Origin of the sequence: Psychromarinibacter halotolerans, assembly GCF_029168315.1 — a bacterium.
GTDB lineage: Bacteria > Pseudomonadota > Alphaproteobacteria > Rhodobacterales > Rhodobacteraceae > Psychromarinibacter > Psychromarinibacter halotolerans.
Map to the genome: position 1 here is coordinate 33554 of NZ_JARGYD010000001.1, position 15638 is coordinate 49191.

Below are 15638 nucleotides of genomic sequence, written 5' to 3' on the forward strand. Positions count from 1 at the left end.
CCCTTCTCGTTGCTGGCCTGCACCGGGTGATAGGCCACTGCCGGGGCGGGGGCAATCGGCGGCGCGTCTTGGAGGGAACGAGGTTTTCGTATCGCCGATGGCGCGCCGCCCCTATGGTCGGGGAAGGCGATGCAGGAGAGACCGGATGGATTTTGCCAGCCTTGAGCGCCGGGAATGGTCGGACCCCGCCGTCGCGCAGTCCTATGCCGGGGCCTTTGCCCGCGCCGCCGACATGGTGGCGCCGCGGCTGGTGGCGGCGGTCGGTGCCGCGCCGGGGGTGCGGGCGCTGGACCTGTGCTGCGGGCATGGCAACGTGACGCGGCGGCTGGTCTCGGCGGGGGCCACCGTCACCGGGCTGGACTTCTCTGCGGCGATGCTGGCGATGGCGCGAGAGGCGGTGGCCGATGCCACTTTCGTCGAGGGCGATGCGATGGACCTGCCGTTCGATGCCGGTGCCTTCGATGCGGTGACCATCGGGTTCGGTATGCCTCACGTTCCCGATCCGCCCTGTGTGCTGGCCGAGGCGCGCCGGGTGTTGCGGCAGGGCGGGCGGCTGGCGTTCTCGGTCTGGTGCGGACCCGAGGTCGAGACCGCGCTGGGCTATGTGTTCGGGGCGATCGCGGCGCATGGCGATCCCGCGATTCAGCTGCCGCCCGGGCCGGGGGCGAACGACTATGCCGACCCGGCGCTGGCCTTCCCGGTGCTGGACGCGGCGGGGTTCGGCCACTGCGGGCAGGACACGGTTGCCTCGATGTGGCGGGTGACGGACCCCGGCGCACCGTTCGATTTCTTCCGCGAAGGCACCGCGCGCGGCGGGGCGTTGCTGCGCCCGCAGCCCAAGGCGAACGCTGCCGCCATCCGCGCGGCGGTGGTCGAAGAGGTCTTGGCCCGGCATGGCGCGGGGCCCGAGTGGGAGGTGCCGATCCCGGCGGTGGTGACCGTCGCGACGGCGGTCTAGCGGTCCAGCCAGCGCGCGGCCAGCGGCGCCATCGTGACCACGAAAGCCACCCGCGTCAGGTGGTGCGTAATGACAAAGGCAAGGTCCGCGCCCGACACCAGCGCGACGACCACCATCTCTCCCTGTCCGCCGGGCAGGAAGGACAGCATCACGTCCAGCGCCGGTGCTCCGGTGACCCACAGCACTGCCTCGATGAAAACAAGGCTGATCACCGCCAGCATCAGCGAGAAGGCAAGCCCCGCGCCGACGTCCACCCGGATTTCGCGGGCGGTGATACCGGTGTAGTTCGCGCCGACGGCCAGTCCGATGAAGAATTGTGCCGCCCAGATCAGCTCGGCCGGGGGGCGGTGTTGCAGCACCCCGGTCAGCGACAACGCGGCCGTCAGCACCATCGGCCCGATGATCGATGCGCCGAACAGGTTGATCCGTTCCGCGATTTTCCAGCCGACAAGCCCGGACGCGACCATCAGGGCGATCTGGACCAGCGGCAGGTCGGTCGCGCGGGCGCCCGGTGCCGCGGTCAGGTCCAGATCGTACCAGAAGGTCAGCAGAAACGGCGCGACGGTCACGATCACCAGCACGCGCGTCGCGTGGATCAGGGACATCGCCCGGACGTCGCCGCCGGCCTCTTCTCCGAAGATCAGCATGTCCTGCAAACCGCCCGGCATCGCCGAGTAGAACGCCGTCGGGTGGTCGAACTTCATCACCTTGCGGAAGAACGGATATCCGATGCCGCCGATCACCAAGATGAACACCGGGATCATCGCTAGCGTCGGAGCATAGCCCGGCAATTCGCGCACCAACTCGGGGGTGATTGACGCGCCGATGGCCACGCCCAGCAGCGTCCGCATCGCGACGCCCAGCGTCCCGGTGCCCTGCAGTCGCACGCCGCCGAGCGCGGCCAGCAGGCAGCCCAGCATCGGCCCCAGCAGCAGCGGCAGCGGCAGGCCCAGCATGACGAAGACCGCCGCGCCAATGGCGGCGATGGCCAAGGTGCGTAGGCGGGCGGGCGTCAGGATCGACATGGCGTTCCCTAAGCCACGGATTTCAGGTGGGGACAAGACGCTCGCTAAGTCATTCCCGAAGTCACCCTTGACCCCTGCGCGCCTGCATGACCCCATGTCATCTCTATGGGACATCCCGGCGAGAGGAGGCGCAGGTGACGGAACAGGTGGAGGGGATCGAAGCGGTTCAGGCGCTGTTGTCCGAACAGGGCTATGTCTGCGGGCGGCCACTGGCCACGGTGGTGTTTCTGGCGCTGCGGCTGGGCAGGCCGGTGTTTCTGGAGGGCGAGGCCGGGGTCGGCAAGACCGAGATCGCCAAGGCGTTGGCGGCGGGGCTGGGGCGGCGGCTGATCCGGTTGCAGTGTTACGAGGGGCTGGATGCCTCTTCGGCGGTCTACGAATGGAACTTCGCGGCGCAGATGGTGGCGATCCGCGCCGCCGAGGCAGGCGGCGGCATGGACCGCGACGTGCTGCAGGACGAATTGTTCTCGGACGAGTTCCTGATCGAGCGCCCGCTGCTGCAGGCGATGCGCCCGCAGGCCGGGGGCGCGCCGGTGCTGCTGATCGACGAACTCGACCGCACCGACGAACCGTTCGAGGCCTTCCTGCTAGAGGCGCTGTCGGACTTTCAGGTGACGATCCCCGAACTGGGCACCGTCAAGGCGCCGGAGCCGCCGATCGTGGTGCTGACCTCGAACCGCACGCGCGAGGTGCACGACGCGCTGAAGCGGCGCTGCCTGTACCACTGGGTCGATTATCCCGACTTCGACCGCGAGATGGAGATCCTGAATGCCCGCGCGCCCGAGGCGGCAGAGGCGCTAAGCCGCGAGGTGGTGGCCTTCGTCCAGCGCCTGCGCACAGAGGATCTGTTCAAGAAGCCGGGCGTGGCCGAGACCATCGACTGGGCGAAATGCCTGCTGGCGCTGGACGTAATCACGCTGTCGCCCGAGGTCATCGCCGACACCATCGGCGCGATCCTGAAGTATCAGGACGACATCCAGCGCCTGCAGGGCGGCGAGGCCAAGCGCCTGCTGGACGAGGTGCGCACCGGGCTGGCGGCCGGCTGATGACGGGCGCGGCGAAGCAGGGGCGGTGAGCCGGATGGCGGAACAGATCCCCCTAGAGATCCCCGAAGACGGCAAGCTGACGCATAACATCGTCTGGTTCGCCCGGGCGCTGCGCAAGGCGGGGCTGCCGGTGGGGCCGGGCCGCACGCTGGACGCGATCCGCGCGGTCGAGGCGGCGGGCTTCACCGAGCGCACCGATTTCTTCTGGACCCTGCACGCCTGCTTCGTCTCGCGCCCCGAGCACCGGGCGGTGTTCGCGCAGGTGTTCCGGCTGTATTGGCGCGACCCGCGCTATGTGGAACACATGATGGCGATGATGCTGCCCGCGATCCGTGGCGTGCAGGAGGACCGCAGCGCCAAGGCCGCCGAGCGCCGCGCCGCCGAGGCGCTGCTGGACGGGGTCGACCGCGACGCGCCCGAACAGGACAAGGCGGGCGGCGACGAGGACAGCGAGATCCGCATCGACGCCTCGCAGACCGCGTCGGGCGAGGAACGGCTACGCACGCTCGATTTCGAGCAGATGACGACCGCAGAGATGGCCGAAGCGAAGCGTATGCTGGCGCGGATGACGCTGCCGGTGAACCCGATCCGGTCGCGCCGCACGGTGGCGGACGCACGCGGCACCCGGCCGGACTGGCGCGCGACGATGCGGGCCGCCCTGCGGAACGGGGGCGAGGTCTATGATTTCTCGACGAAGAACCGGCGTCTGCGGTGGCCGAACCTTGTCGTCCTGTGCGACATCTCGGGGTCGATGTCGCAGTATTCCCGCGCCGCGCTGCATTTCCTGCACGCGGTGTCGAACCACAAGGGCGCGGGCTGGGCGAAGGTCCATGCCTTCACCTTCGGCACCCGCCTGACCAACATCACCCGCCATCTTGCCACCCGCGATGTCGACGCCGCGCTGACGGCCGCCGGGGCCGAGGCGCAGGATTGGGAGGGCGGCACCCGCATCGGCGATTGCCTACATGCCTTCAATCGCGACTGGGGCCGCCGTGTGCTGGGGCAGGGCGCCGTGGTGCTGATCATCACAGACGGGCTTGAACGCGGTGACCCAAGCCTGCTGGAGCGCGAGATGCAGCGCCTGCATCTGTCCGCCCGGCGCGTGATCTGGCTGAACCCGTTGCTGCGGTGGGACGGCTTCGCGCCCCGTGCACAGGGCATCCGGGCGATGCTGCCGCATGTGGATAGTTTCCGATCTGGACACAATATTGCGTCTTTGCAGGGACTTGCCGCCGCATTGGCGGATTCTCGCGATTCAGGCAAAAAAAATCGCGCGATTTCGCTGCTTCACGCCGACTGACGCGAACCCCTTGGAACCGTTTCGATTTGCACCGCGTTGAGGCGCCAACGGGGCGGAGTACCTTTATGGACCCCGCAATGCGCCGTCCCCGTCTATAACGGAGAAAGGCAAAAGATGACGCATCCACTCACGAAACTCGGCGCCTCCACGGCGCTGATCACCCTGTTCGCCGCCGGTCCGCAGATCGCCGCTGCACAGACCATTCCGTCGTGCAACGGCGACGGTGCTGGCATCGCGTTGTCCGAGGTGACGCCTGACCAGCTGAACGGCAACCAGTCGATCGACGATGTCGCGGCGATGGCCGCAAGCGGTCAGGTCTGCGTTCAGAACAACGGCAACATCCGCATGACGGGCGAAGGCTCGGCGGGCGCTGGTGCCGGCGCTGGCGCTGCACCCGAGCAACCGCAGAACGAAGACGCCGCGGCGGCGGAAGAAGCCCCCGCAGAGGACGCCCCCGCCGAGGACGTGGCCGAGGAAGAGACCCCCGCGCCCGAAGCGGCACCCGAGGCGGAACCTGAAATGGCCGAGACGCCCGAGCCCGAGGCTGCCCCAGCTGAAGACGTGACGCCGGAATCGCTGGCCGAGGACCTTGGCGGCAACGCTGGCGCCGGGGCCGAGGCAGAGGCCGAGGTGACCGAAGCCCCCGCCGAGCCGGAGGTGGTAGAGGAAGAGACCGCCGAAGACGCGGCCCCCGAAGTCGAAGCTGAACCCGAAGTCGCGGAAACCCCCGAGGTCGAAGAAGCCCCGGAAGAGGTAACGCCCGAGTCGCTGGCCGATGACCTTGGCGGCGAAGCCGCCGGCAACACCGAAGGTGCGACCGCTGTGACGGAAGCCCCCGAGGAACCGGAAGCCGTCGAAGAAGAGGTGGCAGAGGAAGAAGCGCCCGCCGCCGAAACCGAAGAGGTCGCCGAAGACGCCGCGTCTGAAACCGAAGCGGCTGACGATGACGTGGTCGTCGAGAACAACGGTCGCCCCGCCGCTGCCGCGTCTGCCGCCGCAGCGACCGAAGGCGAGGCCGAAGCGGTCGAAACCACCGAGACCACGGTCACCGAGGAAGACGCCCGGTCCAGCGACGAGGACTTCGCGGAAACCCCGGACGCTGCTCCTGCGGCCCGTAACAACGACGACGATGACCGTGGCGGCCTGTCGAACTTCGAAAAGTTCGCGCTGGGCGCGGCTGGTCTGGTCGTTCTTAACGAGCTGATCGGTCAGAACGACGAGGTGGTTGAGAACACCGGCGACCGTGTCGTGGTCCAGCGTCAGGACGGCAGCTACTACGTTCTGAAGGACGATGACGAACTGCTGCGCCGTCCCGGCGCGGACGTCCGCACCGAAACCTTCAGCGACGGCTCGACCCGCACCACGGTCACGCGCGACAACGGCGTGCAGGTCGTGACGGTCTCGGCCGCCGACGGCACGGTGCTGCGCCGCACCCGTCTGCTGCCCGACGGTCGCGAGGTGATCCTGTTCGACGACACCGTCGAAAGCCGCCCGGTGCGTCTGAGCGACCTGCCGCAACCCGCGCAAAGCCGCGAAATCGCGGTCGACAACGACGCCGAACTTCGGGCCGCGCTCGAAGCAGAGCGCCGCGCGGATCTGGACCGGACCTTCACGCTGGGTCAGGTGCGCAACATCGAGCAGGTGCGCGAACTGATGCCGGTGATCAACGTTGACGCCATCAACTTCGAAACCGGCTCGGCGGCGATCCGTCCCGAAGAGGCCGAAAGCCTTTATGCGCTGGGACGGGCGATGGCCGACTTCATCGCTGAAAACCCGGACGAGCTGTTCCTGATCGAAGGCCACACCGATGCGGTCGGTAATGACGCGCTGAACCTCGCGTTGTCGGACCGCCGTGCGGAAAGCGTGGCGCTGGCGTTGACGGAATACTTCGACGTTCCGCCGGAAAACATGGTCGTCCAAGGCTACGGCGAAGAGTTCCTGCTGGTCCCGACGGGCGACGCGGAACGCGCGAACCGCCGCGCCGCCGTCCGCCGGATCACCCCGCTGCTGCAGACCGCGGCAGTGCGCTGACCGGCCGCACAGGCTGACCTGAAGCGATCCTAACCGGGCGCGCCCTTCGCGGGGCGCGCCCTTTTCGTTGCCAAAACCGGACCTTTGGCGCCCGACCGCACGCTTCCCTCTGCGGGGGCGCACGGGTTTTCCGGTGGCGAAGCCCGATGCGCCACCCCATATTGCGCGCATCAGGAGGTGGTCCCATGCAACAGGGTTTCGACGACATCCCGGAAATCGCGCTGGACTGGCATCGCGCCGGTAAGGGCGCGGTGATTGCCACGGTCGTGCAGACGTGGGGCTCGGCCCCGCGCCCGGTCGGCGCCATGCTTGCCGTGTCGGGCGAGGGCGAATTGATGGGCTCGGTCTCGGGCGGCTGCGTCGAAGGCGCGGTGGTGGCCGAGGCGTTCGATGCGCTGGACACCGGCATCTCGAAGATCCTCGAATTCGGCGTCAGCGATGACGAGGCGTTCGCCGTCGGTCTTGCCTGTGGCGGCCAGATCCGGGTGATGGTGCAGCCCGTGGGCTCGGACAAGGGCCTGCCCGAGGACGTGCTGGCCGATCTCGTGACCGCGCGCGCGGCCCGTACGCCGATTGCCCATGTGGTCGACACCAACGACTGGTCCCGCCGCACAGCCACCCCGGCCGAGTTTCCTGACCGCTTCCGCATGGACCGTTCCGGGTTCGAGGAAGACGCAACCACCTTCGTCGCGATCCACAACCCGCCGCTGCGGATGGCGGTTGTGGGGGCGGTGCATATCTCGCAGCCGTTGCTGCAGATGGCGCGTCTGGCGGGATACGATCCCTTCCTCGTCGACCCGCGCGAGGCGTTCGCGTCCGAAAGCCGGTTCCCCGATGAAACGATCAGCCACGACTGGCCGGACGAGGCGCTGGCCGCCTACGGGCTGGACGCCCGCACGGCGGTGGTGACGCTGACCCACGATCCCAAGATCGACGACCCGGCGATTGCGGCGGCGCTGAAATCCGACGTTTTCTATCTTGGCAGTCTCGGCTCGAAGCGGACCCACGCCAAGCGCGTGGCGCGGCTGGAAGAGGCCGGGTTCACCGCCGACCAGATCGCACGGATTCACGCGCCGGTCGGGCTGGACATCGGGGCGATGTCGCCCGCCGAGATCGCCATTTCCGTGATGGCCCAGATCACGCAGGTGCTGCGGAAGGGCGCATGAGGTTCGGTCCCGTTCCCCTGGACGAAGCGGGCGGCGCCGTTCTGGCGCACTCGCTTCAGCTTGGCGCGAAGAAGCTGCGCAAGGGCCGCGTGCTGGACGCCGCCGACGTCGACGCCATGCGCGCCGAGGGGCTGACCGAGGTCATCGTCGCGCGGCTGGACACCGGCGATCTGGCCGAGGACCCGGCAGCCCAACGCATCGCCGACGCGATGGTGCCCGACCCGGACGCGGTGCACCTGCGGATGACCAAGGCCAGCACGGGCCGGGTGAACCTGTATTCCACCGCCCCCGGCGTGCTGGAACTGGACGTCGCCCGGATCGAGGCCGCGAACCGGATCGACCCGCTGGTCACCGTCGCCACGCTGCCGCCCTTCGCGCGCTGCGGCGACCGGACGATGGTGGCGACGGTCAAGATCATCTCTTACGGCGTGGCCGAAGCGTCGGTCGCCGCCGCCGAGGACGCGATCCGCGACGCGATGCGGCTGTGCCCGGTGACCCTGCGCACCGCGACGCTGATCCAGACGGACATCGGCGCCGGGGCAGGGAAGGGCGAGGACGCGATGCGCACCCGGCTGGAAACGCTGGGGATGGACCTGATCGCGACCCGCACCGTGCCGCACCGCACCGCCCCTCTGGCCAAGGCGGTGACACAGGCCGAGGGCGATCTTGTCCTGATCCTGACGGCGTCGGCCACCTCTGACCCGCACGACGTGGCGCCGGAAGCGGTGCGCGCGGCGGGCGGAGAGGTCACGCGGTTCGGAATGCCGGTGGACCCGGGCAACCTGCTGTTCCTTGGCGCGCAAGGCGGGCGACCCGTGATCGGCCTGCCGGGCTGTGCGCGGTCCCCGGCGCTGAACGGGGCCGACTGGGTGCTGGAACGGGTGGCCTGTGGGCTGGACGTCAGCGACACCGATATCGCCGCGATGGGCGTGGGCGGTCTGCTGAAGGAAAGCCCGGCGCGCCCGCATCCGCGCGAACGAAAGTCGCGCTAGGGGGCGTTGGTTCCGCCTGTAAGGAAGCGGGAAAGACCCGGCGACACAAGGCCGCCGGGTCGCAAGATGATTACGGCCAGCAGCTGACCAGAACGGTGACCTTCGCGGCATAGGCGGCAAGGTCCTCGCCCGACAGCCGCGCGATCTCGGTCGAGGCCGCGGGCGACACGCCGTTGTTCGACAGGAACTCGGCGACCGCGGTGCCCGCGGCGGTGAAGGTCACGTCCTCGGGCAGGCGCTTGCCTTCCGGGTTCTCGGCGGGCAGCAGCATCCCGACAACCGCGCCGGTGCCATCCAGAACCGGACCGCCCGCGTCGCCGGCGCTGGCATCCAGCGCAAGACGGTTCAGGCCGGGTTCGCCGTTCAGCCCCTGCGCATCGGCGAAAGTGCCATAGGTCAGCGTCGGGGCGCTGAGCAGGCCTTCATAGCTGTAGCCCGACACGGCGATTTCCGACTGCAAACGCACCGGGGCGGACTGGAACCGGGCAAAGTCCAGCGGCGCCAGCCGTTCCTGCGGTTGCAGCAGGGCAAGGCCAAGGCCCGTGTCCTCGGCCACCACGTCAGCGGTGTACACCTCGTCCAGCGAGATCCGGCCACAGCCCGCGACCGCCTCGGTCGTGGTCAGGACCATGCCGCTGTTGTCGACGAAGAACCCCGACCGCGAGCTGGTGGGACGGCGGATCTTCAGGCCCGAGATCAGGTCGACCGACCGGTCCAGCGCGGCGTCGCCGATGGTGTCGGGCAGCACCGCGCCCGGAACCGCGCGGAAGCTGTCGCGCATCGCGCGCAGCGCCACGTCGAAACGGCGGTCCTCGCCAGCGGGCCAGATTAGGGTGAACCCCTTCAGCGCGCCGCCCGTCAGCACCGCGTAGGTGTAGCTTTTGATGCGGTTGTTCTCGCCCGTCAGGGTGAAGCTGTTGGCGGTGCGGTTGCGCTCGCCCTCGACCGGGACGATCTCAAGCGTCTGCATGATGTCGTACAGGCCAAGCAGCGTCGACTCGGTGCCGGTCTGGCTGATCAGCAGGACGCGGACACCGCTGTCGTTGATCGACTCGTAATGCGCGAAGGGCGGCTCGTAGCGGTCGAACTCGACCATCGCCAGCGGCATGGTCATTTCGATCCCCGCCGTCTCGTCCATCCGCAGGCCAAGGCCCAGCGAGGACAGCACCGACTGGTAGCTGCCGACAAGGCGGTCCCGCTGCATCGTGGTCAGCACGCCGGTGACGGGCAGGCCCTCGGCTTCTTGCCAAGCGGCCATCGACCGGCGGGTGCCGGGGCCGATCGCGGCGTCGATGGCGCCAGCGTAGAAGCCGAACCATTGCAGCGCGCGCTGCAGTTCCATCTTGGCCTCGCGGCTCAGCGCGGCCTCGGACTGATAGGCCTGCTGCTGGGTCTCGGTGTCTTCGATGACTTCGGGCTCTGCCACGATCTCGGGCTCGGGCTCAGGCTCGGGTTCCGCCACGACCTCGGGTTCTGCCTCGGTCACCAGCGGGATCTCATTGGTCTGTTCCGCCTCGGGCGTTTCTGCCTCGGCCTCTGCTTCAGCTTGCGTCTGGGTCTGGCCCTGCGCCTGCGTGCCCGTCGGCGTGTCCGTTTCCGTCTGGGTTCCAAGCGCGTTGGCGCCCACCGGATAGAACTGCTGGGTATAGGCGGCGGCCTCGGTCAGGAAGCTGTCGGGCGGGATGGCGCCCTGCGCGCGCAGCTGCGCCAACGCCTGAATCGCCTGTTCCTCGGTGTAGGGGCCAAGCGCGATCCCGTACCAGCCGCTGGCCATGCGGAACCCGTTCACCTCGGTCAGGTTCGCGGCATAGGTCCGCGCCGCCTGCGTGGCCGAATTCAGGTCGGGCCGGGCCTCGAGCTGGATGAAAGTGCCCTGCGCCGCGGCGACGCCGGCCCAGACAATGAAAACAAGTGAATAAAGGGCGGAAAAGGCCTTCTTCATCGGTACGATTTCCCCTGAACGCTAGGCACGGTATTTTGATCCCATCCTTTCAAAGCGGGAACGGTCCGAAGGTCAACAACCCGTTGCGAAGGTTGATTGACCCTGTCCATCCTGTTGCCTATTCAGAACGCGATTTTCACGAACACGTCAGGACGGACGATGGGCGACGCGCCGAAGAGTTTCCAGGAGATCATCCTGCGGCTCCAGAGCTACTGGGCCAAGGCCGGCTGTGCTGTGCTGCAGCCCTATGACATGGAGGTCGGCGCAGGCACCTTCCATCCCGCGACGACGCTGCGCAGCCTCGGAACCCGGCCGTGGGCGGCGGCCTATGTCCAGCCCTCGCGCCGACCGACCGACGGCCGCTATGGCGAGAACCCGAACCGGCTGCAGCACTATTACCAGTACCAGGTCATCATCAAACCGTCGCCGCCGGACCTTCAGGCCTTGTACCTTGGGTCGTTGGAAGCGATCGGCATCGACATGTCGCTGCACGACATCCGCTTCGTCGAGGACGACTGGGAAAGCCCGACGCTGGGCGCGTGGGGCCTTGGCTGGGAAGTCTGGTGCGACGGCATGGAAGTGTCGCAGTTCACCTATTTCCAGCAGGTCGGCGGCCACGACTGCCACCCTGTCTCGGGCGAACTGACCTACGGGCTGGAACGTCTGGCGATGTACGTGCTGGGTATCGACCACGTCATGGAAATGCCGTTCAACGACCCGCAGACCCCCATCGCGCTGACCTATGGCGACGTGTTCAAGCAGACCGAAGAAGAATATTCGCGGTTCAACTTCGACACGGCGAATACCGACATCCTGCTGAAACAGTTCGAAGAGGCCGAGGCTGAGTGTGCCCGGATCCTGAACGAACCGGTGATGGACCCGAAGACGGGCAAGCGCATCATCATGGTGCACCCGGCCTATGACTTCTGCATCAAGGCCTCGCACCTGTTCAACCTGCTGGACGCGCGGGGCGTGATCTCGGTCACGGAACGGCAGGCCTATATCGGCCGCGTCCGGGCGCTGGCCAAGCAATGTGCCGATGCCTTTGTGCAGACGGGGTCCGGCGGCTACGTGGCCGAAGATGCGGCCTGAGGGCAGCGTCGAATACCTGACCCGCTCGGCGCCGCAATACGGCGTCGGGTTCCGGGGCCAGTCGAACCTGCAAGGGGCCGACACCTCGATTTACGCCGCCCGCTGCACCGGCGTGTCCGACGGCTTCTTCGGCGGCGGGACGGACACCTTGTCCGGCCTGACCACACACGTCGTCTTGTTCGACCGAGCAACCCTGTCGGGCCGCCGCGCGGGCCTTGGACCGTTTGCCAAGCTTTACCTCGAAGGGGACCGCCCGGAATGGGCGGTGCTGTTCCTGCCGGTCTCGGGCGGGTTCATCGACCGGGTCTTCGGCCACGCGCTGAAGATCCAGATGGTGTTCGACAAGGGCTGGGACGCGTTCTCGGGCGGGGCGCAGATCGACGAGCAGGGCGACAGCTATCTGTTCGCCGAGGCGCTGCGCTATGTCGTTGCGGTGGACTCCCCGCGCGAGGCCTAAGCCTTAACGCGGGTCGGGGCCGGGAAAGATCCCGTGTTCGGTCCACGTCTTGCCCGTGCTGCGCGCGGCGCCGATCATCTCGCGCTGGCGGCGGATCGCCTCGGCATCGCGATAGCCGCGCGGGTGATCCAGATGCACGGCAGGCGCGGTGAACCGCAGCCGCCGTCCTTTCACGCCACTGTTCGACAAACGGATGCCGAATTCCTTGTCGCCGCCGCCGTAGGCCATCGTCTCGTCAAAGCCGTTCACCGACAGGATCGCATCCCGCAAGGCCGAGGCATTGGACCCCATCCAAGTGATCCGGATCGGGTACAGCGCATCCAGCGCCGACTGGACGGGCAGGGGGAACGGCATCGACTTCAGCCACGTCGTCGTGCGGTCGAACGTGCCGCGCGCCTTCAGCCAGTCCTGCTGGAACACCCGCCTGGTGGCCACGTCGCCCTCGGTCACGTTCTTCGTCGCGGCGTCGGTCAGCCGGATCAGGCTGCCGCTGCAAAACCGGTCCGGCCGTACCATTTGCCGGTGACGCGCGACGAAGCCCGGCGCCAGCAGGCAGTCGCCGTCGGTATAGATCAGGTGATCGGCATCCGAGCTTTCGGTCGCCCGGTTCAGGATCACGTTCTTCCGAAACCCGTTGTCCGCGTGCCAGACATGGCGCACCGGGATCTTCGGGTGCGCGGTGCGGAACGCCTCGATCACCCGCAACGTCTCGGGGCCGGACCCGTCGTCGGCGATGGCGATGCTGTCGGGCCGGACATCCTGCCCAAGGATGCCGGTCAGCGTCAGGTGCAGGAACCTTGGCGCGTTATAGGTAGAGATGATGATCTCGGTCCGCATGGGCCGGAAATGGCACGTTTGCGGGCGGCCGACAATCGGGAATGGCGTGGGCCGCGAAGCGGCGCGACGCCCGCGTTTGTTGCCGAAGACGCTTGCAAGCCGCCCCCGTTCGGTCTACCCGACAACCCCGTCCGGAGGCCTATGCATGAACGGAAAACTGGTAGGAGGCGTGATCGTGCTCGCTGCGCTCGTGACCGGCATCTCGATCTATTATCTGCAGGTCTATGCCTTCTACGTGCAACTCGATCCCGCCGAGGTCGAGATCCGCATGACCGGCATCGCCAGCGAGGAACCCGAACCGATCCTGACCGACGCGCTGCAGGCGATCGACGGCGACAGTTCCCCGATCCGGTTCCGCGCCTGTTTCGAAACCGGGCGGTCCATCGCCGGGCTGACGGAACAGTTCGTGATCTACGACGCCGCCGACCCGCTGAACGCGCCCGAATGGTTCGACTGTTTCGACGCCCGCGAGATCGGCGAGGCGCTGGCCGCAGGAGACGCCATCGCCTTTCTGGGCGAGAAGAACATACACGACGGGGTTGACCGCGTGGTCGCCGTCTTCGATGACGGGCGCGCCTACGCGTGGCACCAGCTGAACGAGACATACCAGGACTGACATGCCCGACCTTCTGATAGAGCTGTTCTCGGAAGAGATCCCCGCCCGGATGCAGACGCGCGCCGCGCAGGACCTGAAGCGTCTTGTCACCGACGGCATGGTCGAGGCCGGCCTGACCTATGCCCACGCGGGCGCCTTTTCGACCCCGCGCCGACTGGTGCTGACGGTCGAGGGCCTGCTGGCCGAAAGCCCCACCACCCGCGAGGAACGCAAGGGCCCGCGCACCGACGCGCCGGAAAAGGCGCTAGAGGGCTTCCTGCGCTCGACCGGGCTGACGAAGGACCAGCTTGAAGCGCGCGACGACAAGAAGGGGCAGGTCTACTTCGCCGTGATCGAACGCCCCGGCCGCCCGGCGGCCGAGATCGTCGCCGAGGTTCTGGAAAACGCGATCCGCAACTTCCCGTGGCCCAAGTCGATGCGCTGGGGCGCGGGCAGCCTGCGCTGGGTGCGTCCGCTGCATTCGATCCTGTGCCTGATGTCGGACGAAGCCGGCGCCACCGTCGTTCCGATGGACGTCGACGGCATCAAGGCGGGCGACACGACGGAAGGCCACCGCTTCATGGGGTCGGGCCGTTTTTCGGTAACGTCGTTCGAGGATTACGAGGTGAAGCTCAAGCGCGCCAAGGTGATCCTGCGCGCCGAAGAGCGCGCCGACCACATTTGGACCGACGCCCACAACGCCGCCTTCGCGCGGGGCCTTGAGGTCGTCGAGGACAAGGGCCTGCTTGCCGAGGTCGCGGGGCTGGTCGAATGGCCGGTCGTGCTGATGGGCGACATCGGCGAAGACTTCCTTGGCCTGCCGCCCGAGGTGCTTCAGACCTCGATGAAGGAACACCAGAAGTTCTTCTCGGTCCGCAACCCCAAGACCGGCCGCATCGAGAAGTTCGTCACCGTCGCGAACATCGAGACCGCCGACGAAGGCGCCACGATCCTTGCGGGCAACCAGAAGGTGCTGGCCGCCCGCCTGTCGGACGCCAAGTTCTTCTGGGAAAACGACCTGCGCACCGTCGAACGGCAGGGGATGACCGGGCTGGCCGAAGGTCTGTCCGCCGTCACCTTCCACGCGCAACTGGGCACCGTGGGCGACAAGGTGGGCCGCGTCGCCGCGCTGGCGTCCGAGATCGCGCCGATGGTCGGCGCCTCTCCGGACCTCGCGGACGAGGCCGCGCGCATCTGCAAGGCCGACCTCGTGTCCGAAATGGTCTACGAGTTCCCCGAGCTTCAGGGCATCATGGGCCGATACTATGCCGCCCACGCCGGTCTGCCAGAGGCCGTCGCCGAAGCCTGTGAAATGCACTACAAGCCGCTTGGCCCCTCGGACGAGGTGCCCACGGGCCCCGTGTCCATCGCCGTGGCGCTGGCCGACAAGATCGATACGCTGACCGGCTTCTGGGCCATCGACGAAAAGCCCACCGGGTCCAAGGACCCCTATGCGCTCCGCCGTGCTGCGCTGGGAGTGATCCGGCTGGTGCTGACGAACCAGTTGCGCCTGAACCTGACCGAGGTGTTCGCCAAGGGCTACCCGGGCGCGGACGCCGCCGACCTCCTGTCCTTCTTCCACGACCGCCTGAAGGTCCACCTGCGCGACGAGGGCATCCCGCACGACGTCATCGACGCCTGCCTGTCGATGGACGGCAACGACGACCTTGCACTGCTGGTCAACCGCGCCACCGCGCTGGCGGGCTTCATGAAGACCGAGGACGGGGCGAACCTTGTCGCGGGCTTCAAGCGCGCCAACAACATCCTCAGTCAGGCCGAAGAGAAGGACGGCGTCGAATACAGCTTCGGCGCCGACGTGAAATTCGCCGACGATCCGGCCGAGAAGGGGCTGTTCGCGGCGCTGGACGACGCCGACAAGCGGATCAAGCCCGCGATGCAGTCCGAGGATTTCGAAACCGCGATGGCCGCGATGGCCCAGTTGCGCGCACCGATCGACGCCTTTTTCGAGGCTGTGCAGATCAACACCGACAACGACGTGGTGCGCCGTAACCGCCTGAACCTGCTCAGCCGTATCCGCCAGACCTGTGTTGGCGTCGCCGACCTGACCCGGCTGGACGGCTGACACGAACCGCTGCTTCGGCCCCGCAGGACCTGTCCGGTCGGGGCGGCGACATGCCACGCGATTGCCGCGAAGTCGTGCTTTAATGTTGCCCGAAGGGGCGCGAACGCTATCATG

General features: G+C 67.7%; 13 protein-coding genes. 10 read left to right on the forward strand and 3 right to left on the reverse strand.

Annotated features, from left to right (window positions below; all coding sequences use genetic code 11):
* Nucleotides 1-145: 145 nt before the first annotated feature.
* Nucleotides 146-958: a methyltransferase domain-containing protein gene (locus tag P1K30_RS00175; protein WP_275630651.1), complete on the forward strand. Its 813-nt coding sequence runs from the start codon at nt 146-148 to the stop codon at nt 956-958.
* On the opposite strand, the gene P1K30_RS00180 is transcribed toward P1K30_RS00175, so the two are convergent.
* Nucleotides 955-1983, reverse strand: a complete 1029-nt coding sequence (locus P1K30_RS00180; RefSeq protein WP_275630652.1) for an AbrB family transcriptional regulator — start codon at nt 1981-1983, stop codon at nt 955-957. The genes P1K30_RS00175 and P1K30_RS00180 overlap by 4 nt on opposite strands.
* A 134-nt stretch (nt 1984-2117) precedes the next feature.
* Between P1K30_RS00180 and P1K30_RS00185 the strand changes: the two genes are divergently transcribed.
* From P1K30_RS00185 to P1K30_RS00205, 5 genes are all read left to right on the forward strand, one after another.
* Entirely contained in the window at nt 2118-3029 is a 912-nt protein-coding gene (locus P1K30_RS00185; protein ID WP_275630653.1) for an AAA family ATPase, read from the forward strand.
* A 34-nt stretch (nt 3030-3063) separates the two neighbouring features.
* Nucleotides 3064-4329: a vWA domain-containing protein gene (locus tag P1K30_RS00190; RefSeq protein ID WP_275630654.1), complete on the forward strand. Its 1266-nt coding sequence runs from the start codon at nt 3064-3066 to the stop codon at nt 4327-4329.
* 114 nt (nt 4330-4443) lie between these two features.
* Nucleotides 4444-6360, forward strand: coding sequence for an OmpA family protein (locus P1K30_RS00195; protein ID WP_275630655.1), 1917 nt, complete (start codon nt 4444-4446; stop codon nt 6358-6360).
* A 185-nt stretch (nt 6361-6545) separates the two neighbouring features.
* Complete coding sequence (locus P1K30_RS00200) at nt 6546-7526, forward strand: XdhC family protein (protein ID WP_275630656.1); 981 nt, start codon at nt 6546-6548, stop codon at nt 7524-7526.
* Nucleotides 7523-8518: a molybdopterin-binding protein gene (locus tag P1K30_RS00205; RefSeq protein WP_275630657.1), complete on the forward strand. Its 996-nt coding sequence runs from the start codon at nt 7523-7525 to the stop codon at nt 8516-8518. The genes P1K30_RS00200 and P1K30_RS00205 overlap by 4 nt, the downstream gene beginning before the upstream one ends.
* Nucleotides 8519-8588: 70 nt before the next feature.
* Here the strand turns inward: P1K30_RS00205 and P1K30_RS00210 are convergent, their stop codons facing one another.
* The gene (locus P1K30_RS00210) at nt 8589-10460 is read right to left on the reverse strand and encodes a serine protease (RefSeq protein ID WP_275630658.1); all 1872 of its coding nucleotides are present in this window, start codon (nt 10458-10460) and stop codon (nt 8589-8591) included.
* A gap of 159 nt (nt 10461-10619) precedes the next feature.
* Here P1K30_RS00210 and P1K30_RS00215 point away from each other — a divergent pair, with 159 nt between their 5' ends.
* Entirely contained in the window at nt 10620-11552 is a 933-nt protein-coding gene (locus tag P1K30_RS00215; protein ID WP_275631541.1) for a glycine--tRNA ligase subunit alpha, read from the forward strand.
* Nucleotides 11542-12009, forward strand: a complete 468-nt coding sequence (locus P1K30_RS00220) for a hypothetical protein (protein ID WP_275630659.1) — start codon at nt 11542-11544, stop codon at nt 12007-12009. The genes P1K30_RS00215 and P1K30_RS00220 overlap by 11 nt, the downstream gene beginning before the upstream one ends.
* 3 nt (nt 12010-12012) lie before the next feature.
* Here the strand turns inward: P1K30_RS00220 and P1K30_RS00225 are convergent, their stop codons facing one another.
* A complete protein-coding gene (locus P1K30_RS00225) occupies nt 12013-12846 on the reverse strand; it encodes a glycosyltransferase (protein ID WP_275630660.1) in 834 nt (277 codons plus the stop codon).
* A 145-nt stretch (nt 12847-12991) separates the two neighbouring features.
* Between P1K30_RS00225 and P1K30_RS00230 the strand changes: the two genes are divergently transcribed.
* The gene (locus tag P1K30_RS00230; RefSeq protein ID WP_275630661.1) at nt 12992-13462 is read left to right on the forward strand and encodes a DUF6446 family protein; all 471 of its coding nucleotides are present in this window, start codon (nt 12992-12994) and stop codon (nt 13460-13462) included.
* A gap of 1 nt (nt 13463) precedes the next feature.
* Nucleotides 13464-15524 (forward strand): glycine--tRNA ligase subunit beta, encoded by a 2061-nt coding sequence (glyS, locus tag P1K30_RS00235; RefSeq protein WP_275630662.1) that lies wholly within the window; start codon nt 13464-13466, stop codon nt 15522-15524.
* Nucleotides 15525-15638 lie beyond the last annotated feature (114 nt).

Excerpts from the sequence above, each read along its gene's own strand:
- P1K30_RS00225 (WP_275630660.1), bottom strand. The coding sequence starts at position 12,846 with ATGCGGACCGAGATCATCATCTCTACCTATAACGCGCCAAGGTTCCTG.
- P1K30_RS00215 (WP_275631541.1), top strand. The coding sequence starts at position 10,620 with ATGGGCGACGCGCCGAAGAGTTTCCAGGAGATCATCCTGCGGCTCCAG.
- P1K30_RS00195 (WP_275630655.1), top strand. The coding sequence starts at position 4,444 with ATGACGCATCCACTCACGAAACTCGGCGCCTCCACGGCGCTGATCACC.
- P1K30_RS00205 (WP_275630657.1), top strand. The coding sequence starts at position 7,523 with ATGAGGTTCGGTCCCGTTCCCCTGGACGAAGCGGGCGGCGCCGTTCTG.
- P1K30_RS00210 (WP_275630658.1), bottom strand. The coding sequence starts at position 10,460 with ATGAAGAAGGCCTTTTCCGCCCTTTATTCACTTGTTTTCATTGTCTGG.
- P1K30_RS00200 (WP_275630656.1), top strand. The coding sequence starts at position 6,546 with ATGCAACAGGGTTTCGACGACATCCCGGAAATCGCGCTGGACTGGCAT.
- P1K30_RS00180 (WP_275630652.1), bottom strand. The coding sequence starts at position 1,983 with ATGTCGATCCTGACGCCCGCCCGCCTACGCACCTTGGCCATCGCCGCC.
- P1K30_RS00175 (WP_275630651.1), top strand. The coding sequence starts at position 146 with ATGGATTTTGCCAGCCTTGAGCGCCGGGAATGGTCGGACCCCGCCGTC.
- P1K30_RS00230 (WP_275630661.1), top strand. The coding sequence starts at position 12,992 with ATGAACGGAAAACTGGTAGGAGGCGTGATCGTGCTCGCTGCGCTCGTG.
- P1K30_RS00190 (WP_275630654.1), top strand. The coding sequence starts at position 3,064 with ATGGCGGAACAGATCCCCCTAGAGATCCCCGAAGACGGCAAGCTGACG.
- glyS (WP_275630662.1), top strand. The coding sequence starts at position 13,464 with ATGCCCGACCTTCTGATAGAGCTGTTCTCGGAAGAGATCCCCGCCCGG.
- P1K30_RS00220 (WP_275630659.1), top strand. The coding sequence starts at position 11,542 with ATGCGGCCTGAGGGCAGCGTCGAATACCTGACCCGCTCGGCGCCGCAA.